22 protein-coding genes and 3 tRNA genes are annotated in these 19,336 nt (G+C 66.7%); 16 read left to right on the forward strand and 9 right to left on the reverse strand.

Annotated elements, in window-relative coordinates; translation table 11 throughout:
• Positions 1-48 precede the first annotated feature (48 nt).
• From TY25_RS07815 to TY25_RS43935, 5 genes are all read left to right on the forward strand, one after another.
• Complete coding sequence (locus TY25_RS07815) at positions 49-774, forward strand: dienelactone hydrolase family protein (protein ID WP_042255135.1); 726 nt, start codon at positions 49-51, stop codon at positions 772-774.
• 91 nt (positions 775-865) lie between these two features.
• Positions 866-955, forward strand: a tRNA-Ser gene (locus tag TY25_RS07820).
• 35 nt (positions 956-990) lie between these two features.
• Positions 991-1,063, forward strand: a tRNA-Arg gene (locus TY25_RS07825).
• Between the two features lie 356 nt (positions 1,064-1,419).
• Entirely contained in the window at positions 1,420-1,854 is a 435-nt protein-coding gene (locus tag TY25_RS07830) for a hypothetical protein (protein WP_236639099.1), read from the forward strand.
• A 366-nt stretch (positions 1,855-2,220) separates the two neighbouring features.
• Positions 2,221-2,400 carry a hypothetical protein gene (locus TY25_RS43935; protein WP_146154106.1) on the forward strand — a complete coding sequence of 60 codons (180 nt, stop codon included), beginning with the start codon at positions 2,221-2,223 and terminating at the stop codon, positions 2,398-2,400.
• Positions 2,401-2,445: 45 nt separating this feature from the next.
• Here TY25_RS43935 and TY25_RS07840 read toward each other — a convergent pair whose 3' ends face one another.
• The 6 genes from TY25_RS07840 to TY25_RS07870 all read right to left on the reverse strand — a co-directional run bounded on the left by TY25_RS07840 (position 2,446) and on the right by TY25_RS07870 (position 5,250).
• Positions 2,446-2,703, reverse strand: a complete 258-nt coding sequence (locus TY25_RS07840) for a DUF4235 domain-containing protein (protein WP_172595732.1) — start codon at positions 2,701-2,703, stop codon at positions 2,446-2,448.
• Positions 2,700-3,191 carry a DUF3618 domain-containing protein gene (locus TY25_RS43940; protein WP_052382866.1) on the reverse strand — a complete coding sequence of 164 codons (492 nt, stop codon included), beginning with the start codon at positions 3,189-3,191 and terminating at the stop codon, positions 2,700-2,702. The genes TY25_RS07840 and TY25_RS43940 overlap by 4 nt, the downstream gene beginning before the upstream one ends.
• A complete protein-coding gene (locus TY25_RS07850) occupies positions 3,188-3,601 on the reverse strand; it encodes a phage holin family protein (protein WP_042255141.1) in 414 nt (137 codons plus the stop codon). The genes TY25_RS43940 and TY25_RS07850 overlap by 4 nt, the downstream gene beginning before the upstream one ends.
• A 333-nt stretch (positions 3,602-3,934) precedes the next feature.
• Positions 3,935-4,222 (reverse strand): hypothetical protein, encoded by a 288-nt coding sequence (locus TY25_RS07855; RefSeq protein ID WP_146154107.1) that lies wholly within the window; start codon positions 4,220-4,222, stop codon positions 3,935-3,937.
• A gap of 418 nt (positions 4,223-4,640) precedes the next feature.
• A tRNA-Ser gene (locus tag TY25_RS07865) sits at positions 4,641-4,725 on the reverse strand.
• 24 nt (positions 4,726-4,749) lie between these two features.
• Complete coding sequence (locus tag TY25_RS07870) at positions 4,750-5,250, reverse strand: MarR family winged helix-turn-helix transcriptional regulator (RefSeq protein WP_042255145.1); 501 nt, start codon at positions 5,248-5,250, stop codon at positions 4,750-4,752.
• 187 nt (positions 5,251-5,437) lie between these two features.
• Between TY25_RS07870 and TY25_RS07875 the strand changes: the two genes are divergently transcribed.
• On the forward strand, positions 5,438-6,427 hold the full coding sequence (locus TY25_RS07875; RefSeq protein ID WP_042255276.1) for an NAD(P)H-quinone oxidoreductase: 990 nt from the start codon (positions 5,438-5,440) through the stop codon (positions 6,425-6,427).
• A gap of 380 nt (positions 6,428-6,807) precedes the next feature.
• On the opposite strand, the gene TY25_RS07880 is transcribed toward TY25_RS07875, so the two are convergent.
• Positions 6,808-8,010 carry a cysteine desulfurase-like protein gene (locus TY25_RS07880; protein ID WP_029894056.1) on the reverse strand — a complete coding sequence of 401 codons (1,203 nt, stop codon included), beginning with the start codon at positions 8,008-8,010 and terminating at the stop codon, positions 6,808-6,810.
• Between the two features lie 261 nt (positions 8,011-8,271).
• Between TY25_RS07880 and TY25_RS07885 the strand changes: the two genes are divergently transcribed.
• The 10 genes from TY25_RS07885 to TY25_RS07930 all read left to right on the forward strand — a co-directional run bounded on the left by TY25_RS07885 (position 8,272) and on the right by TY25_RS07930 (position 16,547).
• Positions 8,272-8,877, forward strand: coding sequence for a bacterial proteasome activator family protein (locus TY25_RS07885; protein ID WP_029894059.1), 606 nt, complete (start codon positions 8,272-8,274; stop codon positions 8,875-8,877).
• A gap of 377 nt (positions 8,878-9,254) precedes the next feature.
• Entirely contained in the window at positions 9,255-10,082 is an 828-nt protein-coding gene (gene wzm / locus TY25_RS07890; protein WP_042255277.1) for a galactan export ABC transporter permease subunit Wzm/RfbD, read from the forward strand.
• Between the two features lie 10 nt (positions 10,083-10,092).
• Positions 10,093-10,932: a galactan export ABC transporter ATP-binding subunit Wzt/RfbE gene (gene wzt, locus TY25_RS07895; RefSeq protein ID WP_014981011.1), complete on the forward strand. Its 840-nt coding sequence runs from the start codon at positions 10,093-10,095 to the stop codon at positions 10,930-10,932.
• On the forward strand, positions 10,929-11,975 hold the full coding sequence (glfT1, locus tag TY25_RS07900; protein WP_226887099.1) for a galactofuranosyltransferase GlfT1: 1,047 nt from the start codon (positions 10,929-10,931) through the stop codon (positions 11,973-11,975). Before wzt ends, glfT1 begins: the two co-directional genes overlap by 4 nt.
• A 217-nt stretch (positions 11,976-12,192) precedes the next feature.
• A complete protein-coding gene (rsgA, locus tag TY25_RS07905; RefSeq protein ID WP_042255146.1) occupies positions 12,193-13,239 on the forward strand; it encodes a ribosome small subunit-dependent GTPase A in 1,047 nt (348 codons plus the stop codon).
• Positions 13,240-13,423: 184 nt separating this feature from the next.
• A complete protein-coding gene (locus TY25_RS07910) occupies positions 13,424-14,275 on the forward strand; it encodes an SDR family oxidoreductase (RefSeq protein ID WP_014981008.1) in 852 nt (283 codons plus the stop codon).
• A gap of 99 nt (positions 14,276-14,374) precedes the next feature.
• Entirely contained in the window at positions 14,375-14,689 is a 315-nt protein-coding gene (locus TY25_RS07915; protein ID WP_042255148.1) for a WXG100 family type VII secretion target, read from the forward strand.
• Positions 14,690-14,693: 4 nt separating this feature from the next.
• Positions 14,694-14,993 carry a WXG100 family type VII secretion target gene (locus TY25_RS07920; RefSeq protein WP_042255150.1) on the forward strand — a complete coding sequence of 100 codons (300 nt, stop codon included), beginning with the start codon at positions 14,694-14,696 and terminating at the stop codon, positions 14,991-14,993.
• A gap of 1 nt (position 14,994) precedes the next feature.
• Positions 14,995-16,245: a polymorphic toxin type 37 domain-containing protein gene (locus tag TY25_RS07925; protein ID WP_042255152.1), complete on the forward strand. Its 1,251-nt coding sequence runs from the start codon at positions 14,995-14,997 to the stop codon at positions 16,243-16,245.
• Positions 16,242-16,547: a hypothetical protein gene (locus TY25_RS07930; RefSeq protein WP_042255154.1), complete on the forward strand. Its 306-nt coding sequence runs from the start codon at positions 16,242-16,244 to the stop codon at positions 16,545-16,547. Before TY25_RS07925 ends, TY25_RS07930 begins: the two co-directional genes overlap by 4 nt.
• A 69-nt stretch (positions 16,548-16,616) precedes the next feature.
• On the opposite strand, the gene TY25_RS07935 is transcribed toward TY25_RS07930, so the two are convergent.
• Positions 16,617-18,518 carry a glycosyltransferase gene (locus TY25_RS07935; protein WP_029894074.1) on the reverse strand — a complete coding sequence of 634 codons (1,902 nt, stop codon included), beginning with the start codon at positions 18,516-18,518 and terminating at the stop codon, positions 16,617-16,619.
• A 129-nt stretch (positions 18,519-18,647) separates the two neighbouring features.
• Positions 18,648-19,190 (reverse strand): GtrA family protein, encoded by a 543-nt coding sequence (locus tag TY25_RS07940; RefSeq protein ID WP_226887100.1) that lies wholly within the window; start codon positions 19,188-19,190, stop codon positions 18,648-18,650.
• Between the last annotated feature and the right edge of the window lie 146 nt (positions 19,191-19,336).

Genomic DNA, 19,336 nt, shown 5'->3' on the forward strand with positions numbered 1-19,336 from the left:
CAGCAGCAATTTCTACCGCAGAGCACGAAGTCGCCCTACCCTGGTTTCATGTCGGGCACTTACAACGACCTTGCCCCCTTACGCGGTGACGAGCCGGCACCCGAGCACCGAGCCGCGCCCGCGCATCCGTCCACCGACACCCAGGTGCCCATCATCGTGGTGGAGCCCGAAGGCAACGCGCGCGGCGGCATCGTGATGCTGCACGAGTCCCGCGAGTTCACCGGCGCGCTGCTCGCCCTGATGAGCGCCCTGGCCTCCGAAGGCTGGACCGTGGTGGCGCCCAACCTCTTTCACCGGACCGGGCACGAACCGGCGCAGGAGGTGTTCGGCGACGAGCTCTTCGACGACTTCGACGCCTGCTTCGACTGGCTGACCCGGCGCGGTGTCTTCCCCGACACCATCGGCGTGCTCGGCTTCGACACCGCCGGCACCGCCGCGTTCCTCGTCGCCACCAACCGCCCGGTCGGCGCCGCCGTCAGCGTCGCCGCGCCCGGCATCGTCGAGCCGCTCACCGAACAGGCCGACGCTCTGGTCCGGGTAGCTCCGAGCCTGCAAGCCCCGTGGCTCGGGCTGTTCGGCGCCGACGACCCGGCCACGCCGCCCGCCGAGGTCGAACGACTCCGCGACGCGACCGGCCGGGCCGCCGTCGCCAGCCTGGTCGTCAGCTATCCGGGACTGCGGCACCGGGCCGACCATCCCGACGTCGAAGACGACAGCACCCTGGTCGATTCACAGACCCGTATTTTCGACTGGTTCGACAGCAACTTACGCTGATAACCAGCCGTTTTGCGATCTGGACAGCAGCTCCTGTAACCTTCATGCTCGGCGGTTCGAAAGGACCGGTGCCCTCGAAGAGAAGGCTCCAGGAGGCGTGCCAGAGCGGCCGAATGGGACTCACTGCTAATGAGTTGTCCCTTCACGGGGACCGGAGGTTCAAATCCTCTCGCCTCCGCCACACCCGGGTAACCGGGTACACAACTGAATACCCATGCGGCTGTAGCTCAACGGATAGAGCATCTGACTACGGATCAGAAGGTTAGGGGTTCGAATCCCTTCAGCCGCACAATTCAGAACAGCCTCTCCGCACGGAGGGGCTGTTCTGTTGTCTGGGTGACGATGTGCGCTGGTGGCCCGAGTCGCGCAGTATGCGGGATTTCAAGGCGCTCGACTCGGCGGGGTTGCCCTCGCTGCTTAGGTTTCGGGGGGCCGTAGTCGGAGGCCGGTTGTGTAGTCGCGAGAAGTGCTGAGGACGAGGGCTTTTCGTCTCACGCTTTGCGCGGATAGGCCGTTGGTAGCTGAAACCCGCGTCGAAGCCCTACCCGTTCACCCCGCCCGATAGAACACGTTTCAGATAGCGTGCGGGGCGGATACGGCGCAGCCGTAGGTCTGTGCAGAACTGGGAGATGAGGGGGCACTTCCGTGGTCAGAGCTTTTTCGAGCATGCGCCGGTTCGGGCTCGGCGCTGCGGTCGCCGCGGCGGTCACCGTGCTTGCCGCGCCCACTGCTGCCGCGGCCGAAGCCCGGCTGACGATGACCTCCGACAACGGCACCTACTCCGTGTGGTCGACCTATGCGTTGACGATCACCGTCGAACCGCCGATGGAAGGGACGGCCACTTTCTGCTACAACGTCGATCGCATCATCAACTGCCTGAAGCCGGTCGCGGCGACGAACGGCACCGCGACCGTGCAATGGATGCCGGTCAAGCAGGGCACGTATGAACTCGAAGCCAAGTACGTCTATACCGATCCAAAGGGCCCGAACGGGAGTTACGGACTGCGCGACTACAAGACGATCAAGGTCTATTGCCCGGGGCATCAAGGGCAGTCGTGGGATTGCTCCCGGCGTCCCTGAACTCGCCTTCGTCGACCTTCAAGACGCGAAACAGGCCCCTTCCTGGCGAGGGCTGTTCTGCGTCCGGGCAGTTGGCGCGGGTAACGAGGGCTTACCGTCCGCCGATCTTCGGACAATCGGAATGTTCGGGACTGCATCGGGAGGAGCGGGATGAAGAACTTGTTGCGTGGAGTGGCCGGGGCCGTCGCGGCGGTGGGGCTCGGGGCGGGGATGTCGATGGTGGGCGGCGGTGTGGCGGGTGCGGCGCCGGAAGGTTGCGGAGTTGATCGTGGCGTGACGGCCGCGACATCGCACTGTGCGGGCGGGGACGGGGTACATCGGGCCGGAGTGCGATGCGTGGGCATCATGCCGTTGATCGCAGGTCCTGTGACGATTCCATTCCCCGGGCAATGGTCGGCACCGGGACCGACGGTGTCACCCGGCACCCCGTCGACCGCCTCGTGCGCGGGCGCGCCGATGGAGTTCGGCATCGTGATCGACGCGTGGGGCGATTGCGGGACGCCGCATCCGCAGTGGAGCCACTACATCGACTGGCGGCGTTGCTGAACCCCGCCCCTCGAAACGATGTGCGGGACGGGGCTTTTCGAGTGACTATTCGGGCCAGGTGCCGGTGAGGGACTGATAGCCGGTGGCGCCCGCGCGATCGATGGCCGCTTTGACCAAGCCGAAGATCGCGCCTTGCAGGGCGGCGGCGAGCAGCACTTCACGCCAGGTGCGGTTGCGCGCGGTGGCGGTGGGAGCTTGATCCTCGCCGCTCACGGCACGCCACACCCGAATGAACGCCGCGTTGGCCGCGAGTCCACCGACGATGCTCACCAGCATGCCGAGCGGCTTGTAGAGAGTTTTCACGCCTGCCGCCTCCGCACGATCCACCACACCAGCACGGCCGCGAACGCCGCCGCCACGGCGAGCGGAACGGGCTGACGGCGGGCGAAGCCGGCCGCCTGTTTGCCACCGGTCACCACGGAATCGGGTGTCGCGGCCTCGGCCCGGTCCGCCAATCGGCGGGCCTCGTTCTTGGCCTGGTCCGCGGCGATTCCGGCGACCTCCTTCGCCTCCGTAGCCTTACGGGACACGAGTTCCTCTGCCTGCGCGGTCTTTTCGGCCGCGGTGGTCTTCGCGTTGTCGGCCACCGAAGCCGCCTTCGCGCGGGCGTTGTCGGCGGTATCGTGCAGCTTGTCCTTGGCCCGCGCCTTGACGTCGAGTTTGTCGGTGAGCTCTGAAACCGTTTGGCCCAGTTGCTCTCTCGTCTCGTCGCGGTCCTGGCGCAATGCTTCCTCGTCGATCGGCCCGCTCACGATCGGATCCTCGGCCTTGGCGCGTTTCGAGTCGCTCATGAGTGGCTCCCGTGCTTGATGGTTTCGATGTCCTGTTTGACGCCCGCGGCGGCTTCCTGCGGCACCGGCGGAACCGCGCGCTCGACGTCCTTCTTGCCGAGCACCGCGAACAGCGCGGCCGCGATCAGCAGCACCGCGCCGACGATCAACGCGGCCGCCCACCCGGGCAGCGGAATCGCCAACGCGAAAACGGCCGCCGCGACCAACGCGGCACCGCCGTACAGGCCGAGCAACGCGCCGACCCCGGCAAGCCCGGCGCCCCGGCCGATCAACTTGCCCTTCTGCTGCACCTCCAGCCGGGCGAGCTGAATCTCGTCCCGCACCAGCCTGCTCACCTGCTCGGTGGCGTCGTTGACCAGCTCTGCCACGGACCGGGTGTCACCCGGCGCTCCGGTATGCGTTTCTGTCATGGTGAGACCTCCCAGTCGACGGCCGGGTACCCGGCGTATCGGGAGGCAAACTCGAATGGCTACGGACGACGTGCAGGCGGCTTCCTAGCGGGCCTGGCAGCTACCGACCGGCGCGGTGGGCTGATCCGCGTATCGAAGTGCGTACTCGCCAGCCGCCGTTCCGCCACGCCCACCAGGTCGAGAACGTCGTGCGCGAGGTAGCCGGTGGTCCCCGATCAGCCCGCATCGCTTCGCCCAGAAAGTATGAGATCTAACCTTTGACAGCGAAGCTTCTCATCAAAGGTTAGTTCCTAAGGTTTGATGAGAGCTCGGCTCGTCAAAGGATCGGGAGTATCACGCAGAGGGCGGAGCGGGGTTGCGGCGCTCGTCGAAACGACGTTGTTCCACCGCGTCGGCGAAGTCGGAGTGCGCGGAAACAACCAGGTAGTCGGTCGAATCCGTCAGCCAGACGTCGGCGAAGTAGCTGGACCGGGACCAAGCGACGACGGCGACGGCTAGGGCAATGGGGAAGCAGCCGGGGATGACCGCGAAGGCGAGGGGGACGGAGAGCTGGTCGAGGTGGAGGAGGCGAGCGGCGGCAATCGCGGCGAAGGTGAGGACGACAGCGAGCACAGCCAGCACGGCGAACCGCCGGAATCTACTGACCTCGTATAGGCAGTATTCGCACGCCGGACATGCGAATCGAAGCAGAGCGTCCGGCCCGCGCGACTCGCGGGGCTGCCAGGGCCAGCGCATGGATCGCAGGAAGGAGCGGGCAGTCGGCAGTTCGGAGCCTGGGCCGCTGGAACGCACTGTGCAGGAACGCGTTTCGACAGCGGGTAGGCCGTGCTCACTGCACAGGTCGGGCAGACTTTCGGCCAGGATCAGTTCGAGGGGTGCGGACGTGAGAACCGGAGCCCACTGCGGATTCACCTCTGTCGCGAAGAGCACTCGCCGCCGACCGCTCACTGCGGCCAGACCTTGAACGCGTCGCGCATGAACTCCCCCTTGGTGGCGCGCCGCACCTTCGGGTGGCTGAACGTGCGGCGGGGCCTCTGAGCGGAGACGGAGGGATTTGAACCCCCGGTCGCTCTCGCGACGCTCGCTTTCAAGGCGAGTGCATTCGGCCGCTCTGCCACGTCTCCAGGATCACGATGGTAGCGGACGGGTCAGAGGGGGCGCGTTCCGATTTCCTGATCGACGCGGGCGAAGACCTCGGCGATGACCTCTAGCTGGTGCGGGGTGAGCAGGTCGACGAAATCGCGGCGGACGGCGTCGACGTGGCCGGGAGCGGCGGCTTCGAGGCGGCGCATGCCTTCGTCGGTCAGTTCGGCGAGCACGCCGCGGCCGTCCTCGAGGCAGGTGTTGCGGCGCACCATCCGCTCGGCTTCCAGCCGCCGAATCTGGTGGGTGAGGCGGCTGCGGGAGGAAAGCACGCCGTCGGCCAGTTCGCTCATCCGCAGGGATCGGCCGGGCGCTTCGGACAGCAGGACGAGGATGCGATACTCGGCGACGCTCAGGTCGCTGTCCCGTTGCAATTGCCGGTTCAGCGCGGTCATCAGGCGCTGATGTCCGTCCATATAAGCCCGCCAGGCTCGTTGCTGCGCCGGGGTGAGCCACCTCGGTTCGGCCGCAACGGGACTGCTCGATTCGGGGTGCACGGTGCTCATTCTAAGCCGGGCGAACTGGGGAGATCCCTGGTGCGAGAAAGCCATACCGGACTACCGACGGAGTAGGTCTGCAGGCCGTTCGCCACAGCAAGATTTTGTGCCATCGCACAGATCGAAGCGCGAGGTTTGCGGTGCGGCGACCGGGGCCGCCGCCCGCGCGGGCGGGTACAGGGGCAGTATGGGTCTCGTGCATGCGATCAAGCTGAACGGTTTCGGCGGACCCGAGGTGATGGAGTGGGCCGAGGCGCCGGATCCGGTGCCCGGCCCCGGCGAAGTGCTGATCGAGGTGACGGCGGCCGGCGTGAACCGCGCCGATCTGCTCCAGCGCCAAGGGCACTACCCGCCGCCGCCGGGCGCGAGCGAGGTGCTCGGGCTCGAATGTTCCGGTGTCATCGCCGAACTCGGCGCCGGTGTGCACGACTGGCAGGTCGGCGACCGGGTGTGCGCGCTGCTGTCCGGTGGCGGGTATGCCGAGAAAGTGGTTGCGCCGGCGGCGCAATTGCTGCCGGTCCCCGAAGGGTTGGATCTCGGCGCGGCCGCGGGACTGCCCGAGGTGGCGGCGACCGTGTGGTCGAACCTGGTCATGACGGCGGGCTTGCAGGCCGGTCAACTGCTGTTGATCCACGGCGGTGGCAGCGGCATCGGCACCCATGCGATCCAGGTGGCCCGCGGCCTGGGCGCGCGCGTCGCGGTGACGGCCGGCTCGGCCGAGAAGCTGCGCCGATGCCAGGAACTCGGCGCGGACCTGCTGATCAACTACCGCGACGACGATTTCGTCGCCGCCGTGCGCGCGGACGGGTCGGGCGCCGACGTCATCCTGGATCTGATGGGCGCGGCCTACCTGTCCCGCAATGTGGAGGCGCTGGCGAACTTCGGCCATCTCGTGGTGATCGGGATGCAGGGCGGCGCGACCGGCGAGCTGAATCTCGGTGCGCTGCTACGGAAATGGGGCAGCGTGCACGCGACGAACCTGCGGAACCGGCCGGCCACCGGCGTCGGCAGCAAAGCGGCGGTCATCGCCGAGGTGCGGCGGCACCTGTGGCCGCTGGTCGCCGACGGCAGCGTCGTCCCCGTCATCGACGCCGAGGTGCCGGTCGCCGAAGCGGGCGAGGCACATCGGCTGCTGGAATCCGGCGACGCGTTCGGCAAGGTCACCTTGCAGATCCGCAAACCCTGACTCCCGCGCGCGAATTGTCGCGCCGCGCGCGGATTCGTCGGCGAATACGCGCGCGGCGTGCGAACACGTGCGCGACAGGCGAACACGTGCGCGGCGGGCAGATACGTGTGCGGCAGGCGAATATGTGCGCAGCAGGCAAATGCGTGCACGGCAGGCGAACACGTGCGCGACAGGAAATCACTTGCACGGCAGGCGAATTTGCACGCGGGCAGGCGAGTACGTGCACGGCGAGCAAATGCGCGCGCAACACGCGAGCACCTGCACGGCGAGCAAATACGTGCACAACAGGCAATTACGTGCACAGCAAGCGAACACGTGCGCGACGAGAGATCACCTGCGCGGCAGGCTAATTCGCGCGCGGCGCACAACACCTCGCGGTCTCACTCCAACGCGACGAGCGCCCGTCCCAGCTGATCGATCTCGAATTTGGTGGTGTAGGGCGCGAGACCGATGGTTACCGCCCCACCTTCGTCGTTCACGCCGAGCGCGTCGAGCAGCCTGCTGCCGCCGTGTACCCCGCTGACCGTGCCGATCCGGTTGTCGGCCAGCTTGGCGGCCACCTTCTCGGCCTGCATGCCCGCGAGAGTGAAACTGACGGTGGGGATTCGGGTGGAGGCGCGGCCGATGACGGTCAGGCCGGGGATCTTCTCCAGCACATCCATCAAATGCTCGAACAGCTGATCGTGGTAGTCCTGCAGCGACGTGATCGACATTTCCAGGCGCTGGCGCCTGCTGCCGCGCGCCCGCTCGTCCAGGCCGGCCAGGAAGTCGATCGAGGTGGTGAGCCCGGCGAGCAGGGCGTACTGATGCCCACCGACCTCGAGCCGCTCGGCGCCCTTCGCGTAGGGGTTCAACGACATCGACGGAATCCGGTCCAGGAAGGCCGGGTCGCGGAAGACCAGCGCGCCGATCTGCGGGCCGCCCCAGGCGGGGGCGCTGAGCGCGACCACGTCGGCGTTGAGTTCGTCGATGTCGATGAGCGCATAGGGTGCCGCGCCGAACGCGTCGGCGACGAGCAGCCCACCCACCTCGTGCACCCGGTCGGCGGCCACCCGGACCGCGGGCGCGGAGCCGACGATCGGCGAGGCGGCGGTGAGCGCGACCAGTCGCGCGGTGGGGCCGATCAATTCCTCGAACTGCCAGGAGGGCATCTCGCAGGTTTCGATCTCCACCTCGGCCCAGCGCACGTGCGCGCCGTAACGATTGGCGATGCGCAGCCAGGGGGCGACATTCGCTTCGTCGTCCAGCCGGGACAGCACGATGCCGGTGCCCAGCCCGAGCCGCGAGCTCAGCGATTCGGCCAGCCAGGCCAGCAGGACCGCGCGGTCGGGGCCCAGCACGACGCCCGCCGGATCGCCGCCGACCAGATCGGCCACCGCCTCGCGCGCCGCGTCCAGGATGGCGGCGCTGCGCACCGCCGCGCCGTTGCGGCCGATATGCGAAAAAGAGGACGTTCGGAAACCCGTTGAGACCGCGCGGGATACCGCATCGGGCACCAGCATGCCCGCCTGCGGGTCGAGATGAATCCAGCCGTCGCCGAGGGACGGTATCAGGCCCCGAACCCTCGCGACGTCGTAAGTCATGTTGGCCACTCTAAGGGCAGCGGGCGAGCCTGTGTAACCGTGTTCCCCTCCGCTTCCGCACGGGGGCACAGCGACCTGGGACTCAGCATGGCAACCGACTTTCAGCAAATCCGAACCACACGACCCGAACAGAATAGAACGCCGCCGCGTCGCCAGGGCGGGGACCGGGCACACCGGTGCGACAGCTCGTCGCGCCGCCGCGCGCGACTCTCAGCGCAGCCCCTTTAGCGCGTTCGGCGGCAACGCGACATGATAGGGACCATGACGCAATCGGATGAGTCACCGGACCACATCGTCGTCGTCGGACCGGACGGCCGCCCGTTGGTCATCCCGGCGGAGGCCGCATCGGACGCGCCCTTCACCGCGCAGGTGGTGACCGACGAGGACAAGAAGGGCGAGTCGGACGATCGCGACGACGCGGGCGAATCGCTGGCCGACATGGTCGAGCAGCCCGCGAAGGTCATGCGGATCGGCACGATGATCAAGCAACTGCTCGAAGAGGTGCGCGCCGCTCCGCTCGACGACGCGAGCCGCAGCAGGCTCAAGGACATCCACAAGTCGTCGGTGCGCGAGCTGGAGCAGGGCCTGGCTCCGGAACTGCGCGACGAACTCGAGCGGCTCACGCTGCCGTTCACCGACGACGCCATTCCGTCGGACGCGGAGCTGCGGATCGCCCAGGCCCAGTTGGTCGGCTGGCTGGAAGGGCTGTTCCACGGTATCCAGACGGCGCTGTTCGCCCAGCAGATGGCCGCCCGAGCCCAGCTCGAGCAGATGCGCCAGGGCGCGCTACCGCCCGGCATCCACGCGGCGGACCCGCGCGGCGGGCCGGCGAATCACGTCACCGGCGGTTCCGGGCAGTATTTGTGAGTCCCGCATCACGGCTGTGAGAGGCACCGGCCCGTGTGTGCCACGCGGGTCGGTACGAATGTCCAAGGGTAGGCTCGGGCACCGTGCCCGCCGCTGCCGCTCGCCCCGACTCGAATCAGAGTCCGGGGCGTCGTGAAGAGAGCTCAGTGCGTTCAGATGACAGCTCAGTGCGTTCAGAAAACCCCGAGCGTTCCGTTGAGTCCGAGCGTTCCGATGAATCCGCGCGTCCAGACGCCGACGCCGCTGTGGCGCGCGCCGAGGACAGCCAGCCGGAAGCAGGCTCGGTGAGCGCCGGGGAGGCTCCGGCCGTGTCGAAGGCGACCGCGGCGGACGAGCAATCGGCTGCCGCGCCCACCGAACCGGCCGACGATGCGCCGATCACCTCGGATTCGCAGACCTTCCAGCGCGCCTTCAAGGACTTCCGCGTCGGCTTCGGGCAGCGCGAGCTGTGGCTCTCGCTCGGCTGGCAGGACATCAAGCAGCGGTACCGCCGTTCGGTGCTGGGCCCGTTCTGGATCACCATCGCGACGGGTGTGCAGGCGGCGGCGATCGGCCTGCTGTATTCCGCGCTGCTCGGTCAGCCGGTCAAGGACTACCTGCCGTATGTGGCGGTCGGCATCATCGTCTGGAATGTGATCAACGCGAGCATTCTCGAGGGTTCCGATGTCTTCATCGCCAACGAGGGATTGATCAAACAGCTGCCCTCGGCGCTGAGCGTGCACGTCTATCGCCTGGTCTGGCGGCAGTTGCTGTTCTTCGCGCACAACATGCTGATCTATTTCGTGGTGCTCGTCGCGTTCGGTGTGTGGGAAAAGCTGCACTGGACCGCGATATTCGCGATTCCGGCACTGGGACTGCTGTTCCTCAACGCGATGTGGGTGTCGATCGTGTTCGGCATCTTCAGCACGCGCTATCGCGATATCGCGCCGATCCTCGGCAGCCTCACGCTGATGCTGTTCGTGCTGACCCCGGTGATGTGGAATACCAAGAGCCTCGAGGCGCAGGGCGGGCAGGTCAGCGAGCGCGCGAAGCTGGCCGAGATCGTGCCGACGTTCCACTATCTGGAGATCATCCGCGCCCCACTGCTCGGCGACGACCAGCACCTGTATCACTGGCTGATCGTCGGCGCCATCACGGTGGTCGGCTGGATCGTCGCCATCTTCGCGATGAAGCAATTCCGTTCGCGCGTGCCGTACTGGGTTTAGGAGCGGATCGATGACCGAGCATGTGAGTATCGAAACCCGCCAGGCCTGGGTCGAATTCCCGATCTTCGACGCGAAATCGCGGTCGCTGAAGAAGGCGTTCCTCGGCAAAGCCGGCGGCGCCATCGGGCGCAACAAGTCCGACGTGGTGGTGGTCGAGGCGCTGCGCGACATCACGCTGTCGCTGAAAGAAGGCGACAAGGTCGGCCTGGTCGGACACAACGGCGCGGGCAAATCGACACTGCTGCGGCTGCTTTCGGGCATCTACGAACCGTCGCGCGGCAGCGCGCGCATCCGCGGCCGGGTGGCGCCGGTGTTCGACCTCGGCGTCGGCATGGACCCGGAGATCTCCGGCTACGAGAACATCATCATCCGCGGTCTTTTCCTCGGACAGACGCGCAAGCAGATGCTGTCCAAGATCGATGAGATCGCCGATTTCACCGATCTGGGCGAATACCTGTCCATGCCGCTGCGCACCTACTCCACCGGTATGCGGGTCCGCCTCGCGATGGGCGTGGTCACCTCGATCGACCCCGAGATCCTGCTGCTCGACGAGGGCATCGGTGCGGTGGACGCGGAATTCATGAAGAAAGCTCGGCTGCGCCTGCAGCAATTGGTGGCCCGATCGGGCATCCTGGTATTCGCCAGCCATTCCAACGAATTTCTCGCACAACTCTGCGATACCGCGCTGTGGATCGATCACGGCGAGATCCGTTTGCGCGGCGGTATCGAAGAAGTGGTGCGAGCCTATGAAGGTCCGGACGCGGGCAACCACGTCGCGACCGTGCTGCGCGAACTGGAAGCCGAACGGGCCATGGAAAACGGACGAGAACTGGAGCGGAACCAGGTATGAGTGAGCCGACCGGGCAGGACACCCCGATCGAGACAGGGGCGGCCGCCCAGGTCGACTCCGCATCGGCGACGCCCGGTGACCCCGCGGCGGAACCCGTAGTGGGCGGCTCTGATTCGAGCGCGGTGACCCCCGCAGGCACCGGGCCGGACGCGCGCATCGTGGCCGTGGTGGTCACGCACAAGCGCCGCGAACTGCTCGCCGAGTCGCTGAAAGTCATTGCCTCCCAGTCACGTCCAGTCGATCACCTGATCGTGATCGACAATGCCAACGAGGCCGAGGTGGCCGAACTGGTCCGGGATCAGCCGATCGAGTCCACCTACCTCGGTTCGGCGCACAACCTCGGCGGCGCAGGCGGTTTCGCGCTCGGCATGCTGCACGCGCTGAGCATGGGCGCGGACTGGGTCTGGCTGGCCGACGACGACGGTCGCCCCGACGGTGCGGAAGTGCTTGCCACCCTGCTGGATTGCGCTCGCCGGCACGGACTCGTCGAGGTGTCGCCGGTGGTGTGCGATATCGACGAACCGGATCGGCTGGCCTTCCCGCTGCGCCGCGGCGTGGTGTGGCGGCGGCTGCGCTCCGAACTCGGCGACGAGGATTTCCTGCCCGGCATCGCGTCGCTGTTCAACGGTGCGCTGATCTCCGCCAAGGCCGTCGACGTGATCGGTGTGCCCGACCTGCGCCTGTTCGTGCGCGGCGATGAAGTCGAGGTGCATCGCAGGCTGGTGCGCTCCGGGCTGCCGTTCGGCACCTGTTTGCAGACCGCGTACCTGCATCCCAACGGCGCCGCGGAATTCAAGCCGATCCTCGGCGGGCGGATGCACACCCAGTACCCCGACGACCCGGTCAAGCGCTATTTCACCTATCGCAACCGCGGCTACCTGATGTCGCAGCCCGGCATGCGCAAGCTGCTGCCGCAGGAATGGATCCGCTTCTCCTGGTTCTTCCTGGTCACCCGGCGCGACCCGGCCGGGCTGCGCGAATGGTTCCACCTGCGCTCGCTGGGCCGGCACGAGCAGTTCGGCAAACCGGACCCACGCGGGTAGCGGCGCGGATTTAATTCGGTTGCGTGCCCTCGGCACGCATGCGATGGTGAGGGCCAACTGCGAGAGAGACGAGGAGGTGTGGACCGTGGCTAGGACTGTTCGGATTGCCGTGCCCGGACGAGCTGTGCGCATGCACGCCGCCACACGGACCTCCACCCTCATCTCCAGTCGCTGAGTCCGGTACGGGCTCGGTGCCCGACGAAGGATTCCCTCCATCATGGTCGAGTACGACCTTCTTGTCCCTTACGGCTGGACCGAAGCCGTAGCCGAGGAGTACACCGCGCTGATCGAAGAGAACTGCGTGCCCGCCCGAGTGATTCGGATGGACCGCAGCGAATGCGATGTGGCGACACCCACCGGGCTCGCGCGGGCCCGTTGTCCACGAGCCGATGCCGAGGTCAGCGGCCTGTGCACCGGTGACTGGGTGAGCGTCGACGCCGACGCCGCGGTCCGGCAACTGCTGCCGCGCCGATCGGTGATCATGCGGTCCTCGGTCTCCGGCCGGTCCCACGGACAGGTGCTGGCCGCCAATGTCGACACGGTCCTGATCTGCACGGCGGCCGACGCCGATGTCGATCTCGGACGGATCGAACGGATGCTCGCGCTGGCCTGGGAGAGCAACGCCCAGCCGGTCGTCCTGCTCACCAAAGCCGATGCGGCAGTGGATATTCCGCTCGACGCGGTGCAGGCCGTCGCACCCGGCGCCACGGTGCTCACGGTGAGCGCCGAGACCGGAGCCGGGCTCGATGTGCTCACCGCGGTACTCGACGGGACGGTCGCGCTGATCGGTCCGTCGGGCGCGGGTAAATCCACCCTCGCCAATGCGCTGCTCGGGCAAGAAGTGTTCGCCACCAACGCCGTTCGCGCCGCGGACAAGAAGGGCCGGCACACCACCGTGCATCGGGAGCTGCGGCCGCTGCCCAATGGCGGCACGCTCATCGATACACCGGGACTGCGCGGGATCGGCCTGTGGGATGCCGCCGAAGGTATCGAGAAGACCTTCAGCGATATCGAATCCTTGGCCGCGCGATGCCGTTTCGGCGATTGCGCACACAACGGTGAGCCCGGGTGCGCGGTACTGGCGGCCATCGACAGCGGTGAGTTGACCCAGCGCCGGTTCGACAGCTATCGGAAGCTGGCCAAGGAGAACGCCTGGATGGCGGCGCGCACCGACCAGCGGTTGCAGGCGGAGCGGCATCGCCAACTGCGCGAGATCACCAAACAGCAGCGGCAGATCTATCGGGAGCGCGGGTCGCGCCGCTGAACAGTGGCCGGGCGGGTGGTGCAGTCGGCGATCGGCACCACCCGCCCGGCGTCCTGTCGTAAGAGAGGAAGTTCACGCACTCCCCCTATGCAACTGGTTGCATAGTAATGGGGGTTACGCTTAGTGTGCGAAGTGCGGAAGGCCGCGGGGCCCACCTGCGGCATGGACGACAGGAGCAGGTCACATGACGGAATCGGGATCGAAGCCGCTCGCGGGCGCGACGATGATCATGTCCGGTGGTAGCAGGGGCATCGGCTTGGAGATCGCCAAGCGGGCGGCGGCCGACGGCGCGAACATCACGCTGATCGCCAAGACCGATCAGCCGCATCCGAAGCTGCCCGGCACCATTCATACCGCCGCGGCGGAGCTCGAGCAGGCCGGCGGCCAGGTGCTGCCGTTCGTCGGCGACGTGCGCAGCGACGAATCGGTCGCGGAGGCGGTCCGGCAGACCGTGGAACGGTTCGGCGGCATCGATATCGTGGTGAACAACGCGTCGGCGATCGACCTGTCCCCCACCGATCTGCTGCCGATGAAGAAGTACGACCTCATGCAGGACATCAACTGCCGCGGCAGCTTCCTGCTCGCCAAGCTGAGCATCCCGCACCTGCGCGCGTCGGCGGCGGCGGGGCGCAACCCGCACATCCTCACCCTCTCGCCGCCGCTCAACCTCGACCCCAAGTGGGCCGGGGCGTCGCTCGGCTACACCATCGCCAAGTACGGAATGTCGCTCACCACACTGGGTTTGGCGGAGGAACTGAAGAACGACGGCATCGGCGTCAACTCGCTGTGGCCGCGCACCACGATCGCCACCGCCGCGGTCAAGAACCTGCTCGGCGGCGAAGAAATGATCGCCACCTCACGCACCCCGGACATCTACGCCGACGCCGCCTACCTCGTCCTCACCTCCCCCGCCAAGGACACCTCCGGCAACTTCTTCATCGATGACGACGTCCTCGCCGCCCACGGCATCACCGACCTCGACAAATACCGCGTAGTCCCCGGCGACGGCCCCCTGACCACCGACCTCTTCCTCTGACGCACTCCCCCAGGCCACCTTCAGCCCACCGCCCAAGCTGAAGGTGGCCTTTCGGTCGTTATGCTCTCAGCACTGCCGTGGTAAGGGGAGGACGAAACCATGACAACAGGCGAGACGCCGATGCAGGCGGTGCCGGATGAGGTGAAGGCGATCGGCAAATTCGCCTACGACATCGCGGAGCAGCTGAAATCAGGCTCGACCGCGTTAGATCGGGAAGTACAGGCACTGTTCAGCACCTGGAAGGGCAGCGCCGCCGACGGCTACCGCACCGGGTGGGACGAAATGCAGGACGGCGCCATGCAGGCGTGGGACGCGCTCACGGAGCTGGCGGCAAAACTCGGTTTCAGTGCATCGACGCTGCAGGAGCGGGACGAGACGAACGCCTCGTCGATCAGCTCGCTGCGATTGGACTGACGCCATGACCTCGGAATTTCATTTCGACCTCGAGCACATCGACCAAGTGACCGCACGTGCCCGTGGCTTCAAGGAGTTCTTCGCCGACCAACTCGAGCAATTGGAAAGCCGCGTGCAGGGCGTCGCACAGAGCGGGCAGTGGACCGGCGCGGCAGCGACGGCCTATGCCGAGGAACATCGGGACTGGATGGCCGGAGCCCGTGAACTTCTCGACGGGCTGGCACAGATGGAGCAGGCGGCGCAGGCCGCGCACGATTCGTACGCTCGAGCGATCGAAGTCAACGTGCGAATGACGGGGGGCTGACATGGTCGGCGTCGCACCACAGACCTACTACACCGCCGCGGATGCCTGCTACAAGCTCTCGAAGGAGTTCCAAGCGGCCTACAACCCGCTACAGACGGCGTTGCTCGAGACCGGCGGGATGGCCGGAAATTACCAGGCGGCGAAGGCCTGGTCGCAGAGCTATGACGAGCGCGGTGGGGCCTTCACCACTGCGGCAACCGGATTCGCCAGGGCGCTGACGCATTTCGGGGACATTCTCATCGCGTCTGGATACAACTGGGAGTGCGCCAACTACGCGGCCAATCGCGACCCGAACAAAGGCGTCGGCCCGGCCTGTCCGCGGCAAATTCCTTCCGAATTGCCTTACGGCGCTGCGGTTGTCGTCGGCGTCGCATCGTCACGAGACAACGGCCCCGGGCTGCAGACCGAGTTTCCCGAGTTGTACGAGAAGATCACGGCCAAGCTCGCGGGTGGCGAGGTTCCCAACGGTGACACCGCAAAGCTGGAGAAGGCCGCCAAAGCCTGGAAGACCTTCGCCGACGACGACACGATCTTCGCCGCGCAGACACGCCTGCGAGTCGTCGCCGACGGCTTGGCCAAGTTCGACGCACCGGACATACCGAACCTGACCGAACATCTCCGGACACTCGCCACCAACGCAGGCGAAATCAAGCTGGCCGCAGATGATCTCGCGACGACGACCGGCAAACACCATGTCGCGCTCGCGGGACTGCACTCGGACATCAACACCCAGGTAGCCGCGACTCTGGTCGTCGCGTCGGTCGTGATCGCCGTGACCTGCGTGTGGATTCGTAACCCCCGCGCGGCGACAGTGGAAGGTCCCGCGCTCGACTCCGCGGCGACGGCGATCGCCGGAGTGATCGGCACGTTCGTGAGCGGATTGGCCGGAATCCAGTTCAGCACTGCGGCATTGGCCGCCACCGCGCTGGCCACCATCACCGGACTGACCATCCTGTCGATCGCAGGCGAGACGACATTCAACTCGAACTACAAGCCGCCCGCCAACGCGTACGACCCCAACGGACCCAAAGCACCGGGGCGACCGGGCGACGCCGAAGGGTTCGTGCCACCGAAGGACGGTGACAAGTGGGTGCCCAACCCGAACGGTAAGGGGTCCGGCTGGCTTGATGCCGATGGGCGGGTATGGGTTCCGACGGGGCAGGGTTCGACCGCACACGGTGGGCCGCACTGGGACGTCCAAGAGAAGAAAGGTGGGTATACGAACGTGTATCCGGGTGGGAAGTCGCGATGAGTGGGGTGGGCGAGGTGGTGATCGAGGCTGCCGGGGTTACCTATTATTCGGCGCTGGATGAGGCTGGGTTCTTCGGGTGGCTCGACCGGATTCGGTGTGTGGAGTCTTATCGCGGGGAACTGCGCACGTTGTATTTGACGGTGCGGCTCGAGGCGGTGGACGAGGACGGGTTGCGGGAACTCATTGCGCTGTATCGGAGATACGACATCGATCTGAAGCAGTTGCGGGTTCTCGACGCCGAGCGCGTGGGGCCTTGGTTCAGCGATCCTGAGCGCTGGTGGCATGCGGAGGTTTTCGGGTAGCGGCGAATCGAGACCTGAACGACCGCGAGCCGCCCGGCAGAGGTGCGGGGCGGCTCGTGGTGGGGTGGGCTATTCGGGGGTGATGCCGTAGAGGCGTTCCCAGTTGGCGCGGCTGGTGAGGTCGGGGACGGCGGCGCGGTATTGCTGTTGCAGGGTGGGGAGTTCGCGGCGCAGGCGGCGCAGCACGTGGAAGGTGCGGCGCAGGAGTTGGCGGGCGCGGGCCTTGTCGCGCTGCCGGACCCGGACACCGGACTGGGAAGCGTCGGTGACCACGACATGATCGAACAGCGAAACATGCCACCAGTAGGCGTCTTCGCGGGTGACGCCGATAACGCCGTGCTGGGTGCGGCCGAACCACTGGTTGATCGCCCGTTTGATCAACACGAGCAGCGGACGGCTGGGTTCGCCGGTGGCACGGCGTAATTGGATGTCACCGGAACGCACCGGCGGCGTCGAAGCGGGATGCTTCTTGGTCTCCGCGTAGTCGGCGCGACTGGTGCGGGCCGCCGCGAGCGCGGCGATGCCGCCGTCCTGCAACACCTTCGGGCCCTGCAAGAAATCCTCGATACCTTGCAGCGTGGTGTGCACCAAACCGTACTGCATGGCGACCAGCTGCTCGGACAGTTCCCGGAACAGCTTGCGGGTGATCGCCTTTCCGTCCAGATCGGTGTGCAAGGCGCCGACGATCAGCGAGTTACGCGTGCTGAAGTAGCGCGCCCAGTCGTCGTAGTCCTTCCAGTAGAAGTCCGCGTGCCAGACCGCCGCGTTCGGCAGGGTGACCGTGACGAAACCGCTCTCTCGGGCCCGGATGCCGTATTCGACGTCGTCCCACTGGAAGAAGATCGGCACCGGCAGCCCGATCTCGGCGACCACCTCGGCCGGGATCAGGCAGGTCCACCAGGCGTTGTAGCCGGCGTCCACGCGCCGTTCCTGGTTGCGCTTGAGCATGCTGGTGTTGCGCAACGCCTTCGGCACCTTCTGCCCGTGCCGCAGATCCTGCAGATGCACCTCTTCGGCGCCGACGTTCAGGTAATCGGGGTTGAGCAGGAACAGCATCTGCGCGCCGACCAGGGTCGGTTCCACCGTCATGTTGGCGAAAGCGTTGAGCCGCAACACGGTTTCGGGTTCGCACAGGATGTCGTCATCCATCAGGATGACGTCGGCGTGCTCGTTGGCGGCCGACACCTCGTAGAGCCCGCGGGTGAAGCCGCCCGCCCCACCGAGATTGGGCTGGCGGATGTAGCGCAGCTTGTCCCCGAAGGTCGGCGCCACCTCCTGATAGAGCGGCCGGTTCTGCACCAGGTCGGTGCCCTGGTCGACGACGTACACCGCGTCGATCGCGCCGAGCACGACCGCGTCGGAGGCCAGCGCCGCGACGGTGTGCGCGCAATCCTCGGCGCGGTTGAAGGTGCAGATGGCGATGGCGACGGGACGGATGTGGTCCGGCGCCGCACTGGTCCAGCTCACCTCGGTGATACCGAGATCGCCACCGACAGCGTCGAATTCGAGCCAGATCGCGCCACCGTCGACGTACTGGTCCAGCGTGGCCGAGAGCGTCACCGGCCCGCTCGCGGTGACCTGCGCGGTGTCGATGATGCGGCGGTGCCCCGCGATATCGGAGGCGACCAGGCGCAGCTTCGCCTTCTTGACCACGTCCAGCACCATGGTCACGCGTACTTCGGTGACGGTGGTCCAGCGCTGCCAGTAGCTGGCGGCGAAACGGCCGAAGTAGGTGTTGGTGTGCGCGGCGGCGCCCTTTTCCAGCCGCAGCGCCTGACGCTCCCGGTGGGCGCGGCCCTTGACGACGGCGTACAGCTCGTCGCTGACCTTGGCCGACGGTCCGGTGAAGATGCCGCGCTGCAGCACCAGCCGGTCCGGCGCCCGATGGTCGGAGCGCAGCGAAGCCGGGGCGTCAACGGCCGTCGCTCGATCTTTCGTTTCGGTAACGGCCTGGGTAGCCGACTGCTCCATGAAGTCCTCGAAATCGTTATCGTGCCGGACGGGACAGACACGCCCCTGGATGCCGTTCGCGGCGGGGGTGAGGATATCAATCACCCTCGGTAGCTGCCTGCTCAGGCGCTGAAGCCGCCGTGTCCCATGCTATTGCTGGGAATTCGCTGTGCCGTCACCGTCGGTCGCCTCGGCGCGCTCGGCCGCGCCGGTGAAAACGAACTTGTCGTAGGCCCAATACCGGAAGACCACGGCCACGATCTGCCCGATGAGCGTGCCGGAGATATTGTCCGACAGCGGCGAGGACAGGTCGAGCACGTACCGGGAGAAGCCGAGGCACCCCAGTTGCAGGCCGATCGCGACGACATTGAACACCGCGTACAACAGATATTCGCGCCCGGGATTGTCGGTCTTCTTGTGCGCGAAGGTCCACCACTTGTTGCCGAAGTAGGTGACCACTGTCGCGACCGCGATCGCGATGATCTTGGCGGGCAGCGGGTAGTGATAGAGCAGGCCTTCGCCACCCCAGAAGACCAGGAGGTTGTAGGTGCCCGCATCGACGAGAAACCCGATCGCGCCGACGACCAGGAACGCACTGCCCTGCCGCAACGCGGTCAGCACCTTCCGCACCATCGATCCCCCGGCGGCTGACACGGTCTCGCCCGCCTGCGCGGTCGACTCACTGGTTGGCACGGCCCGACGGTACCGCAGGGCCGCCCTCACCGACCGCGCCGCAAAATTCCTCGGTCGCAGCGGTGAGGTCGGGCACGCGTCGCCGGTGCGTTCCCTGTACCCTCCCGGTGTTCCCACATTCACCACCGATCGCGAGGATTGACCCG

The sequence above is a fragment of the Nocardia brasiliensis NBRC 14402 genome (assembly GCF_000308475.2).
Lineage (GTDB): Bacteria > Actinomycetota > Actinomycetes > Mycobacteriales > Mycobacteriaceae > Nocardia > Nocardia brasiliensis.

Bases quoted from the DNA above. Each gene is read 5' to 3' on its own strand.
- TY25_RS07815 (WP_042255135.1), top strand. From the start codon at position 49: ATGTCGGGCACTTACAACGACCTTGCCCCCTTACGCGGTGACGAGCCG.
- TY25_RS43940 (WP_052382866.1), bottom strand. From the start codon at position 3,191: ATGAGCGACTCGAAACGCGCCAAGGCCGAGGATCCGATCGTGAGCGGG.
- TY25_RS07850 (WP_042255141.1), bottom strand. From the start codon at position 3,601: ATGACAGAAACGCATACCGGAGCGCCGGGTGACACCCGGTCCGTGGCA.
- TY25_RS07870 (WP_042255145.1), bottom strand. From the start codon at position 5,250: ATGAGCACCGTGCACCCCGAATCGAGCAGTCCCGTTGCGGCCGAACCG.
- TY25_RS07880 (WP_029894056.1), bottom strand. From the start codon at position 8,010: ATGACTTACGACGTCGCGAGGGTTCGGGGCCTGATACCGTCCCTCGGC.
- TY25_RS07885 (WP_029894059.1), top strand. From the start codon at position 8,272: ATGACGCAATCGGATGAGTCACCGGACCACATCGTCGTCGTCGGACCG.
- wzt (WP_014981011.1), top strand. From the start codon at position 10,093: ATGACCGAGCATGTGAGTATCGAAACCCGCCAGGCCTGGGTCGAATTC.
- glfT1 (WP_226887099.1), top strand. From the start codon at position 10,929: ATGAGTGAGCCGACCGGGCAGGACACCCCGATCGAGACAGGGGCGGCC.
- rsgA (WP_042255146.1), top strand. From the start codon at position 12,193: ATGGTCGAGTACGACCTTCTTGTCCCTTACGGCTGGACCGAAGCCGTA.
- TY25_RS07910 (WP_014981008.1), top strand. From the start codon at position 13,424: ATGACGGAATCGGGATCGAAGCCGCTCGCGGGCGCGACGATGATCATG.
- TY25_RS07915 (WP_042255148.1), top strand. From the start codon at position 14,375: ATGACAACAGGCGAGACGCCGATGCAGGCGGTGCCGGATGAGGTGAAG.
- TY25_RS07920 (WP_042255150.1), top strand. From the start codon at position 14,694: ATGACCTCGGAATTTCATTTCGACCTCGAGCACATCGACCAAGTGACC.
- TY25_RS07925 (WP_042255152.1), top strand. From the start codon at position 14,995: ATGGTCGGCGTCGCACCACAGACCTACTACACCGCCGCGGATGCCTGC.
- TY25_RS07930 (WP_042255154.1), top strand. From the start codon at position 16,242: ATGAGTGGGGTGGGCGAGGTGGTGATCGAGGCTGCCGGGGTTACCTAT.
- TY25_RS07935 (WP_029894074.1), bottom strand. From the start codon at position 18,518: ATGGAGCAGTCGGCTACCCAGGCCGTTACCGAAACGAAAGATCGAGCG.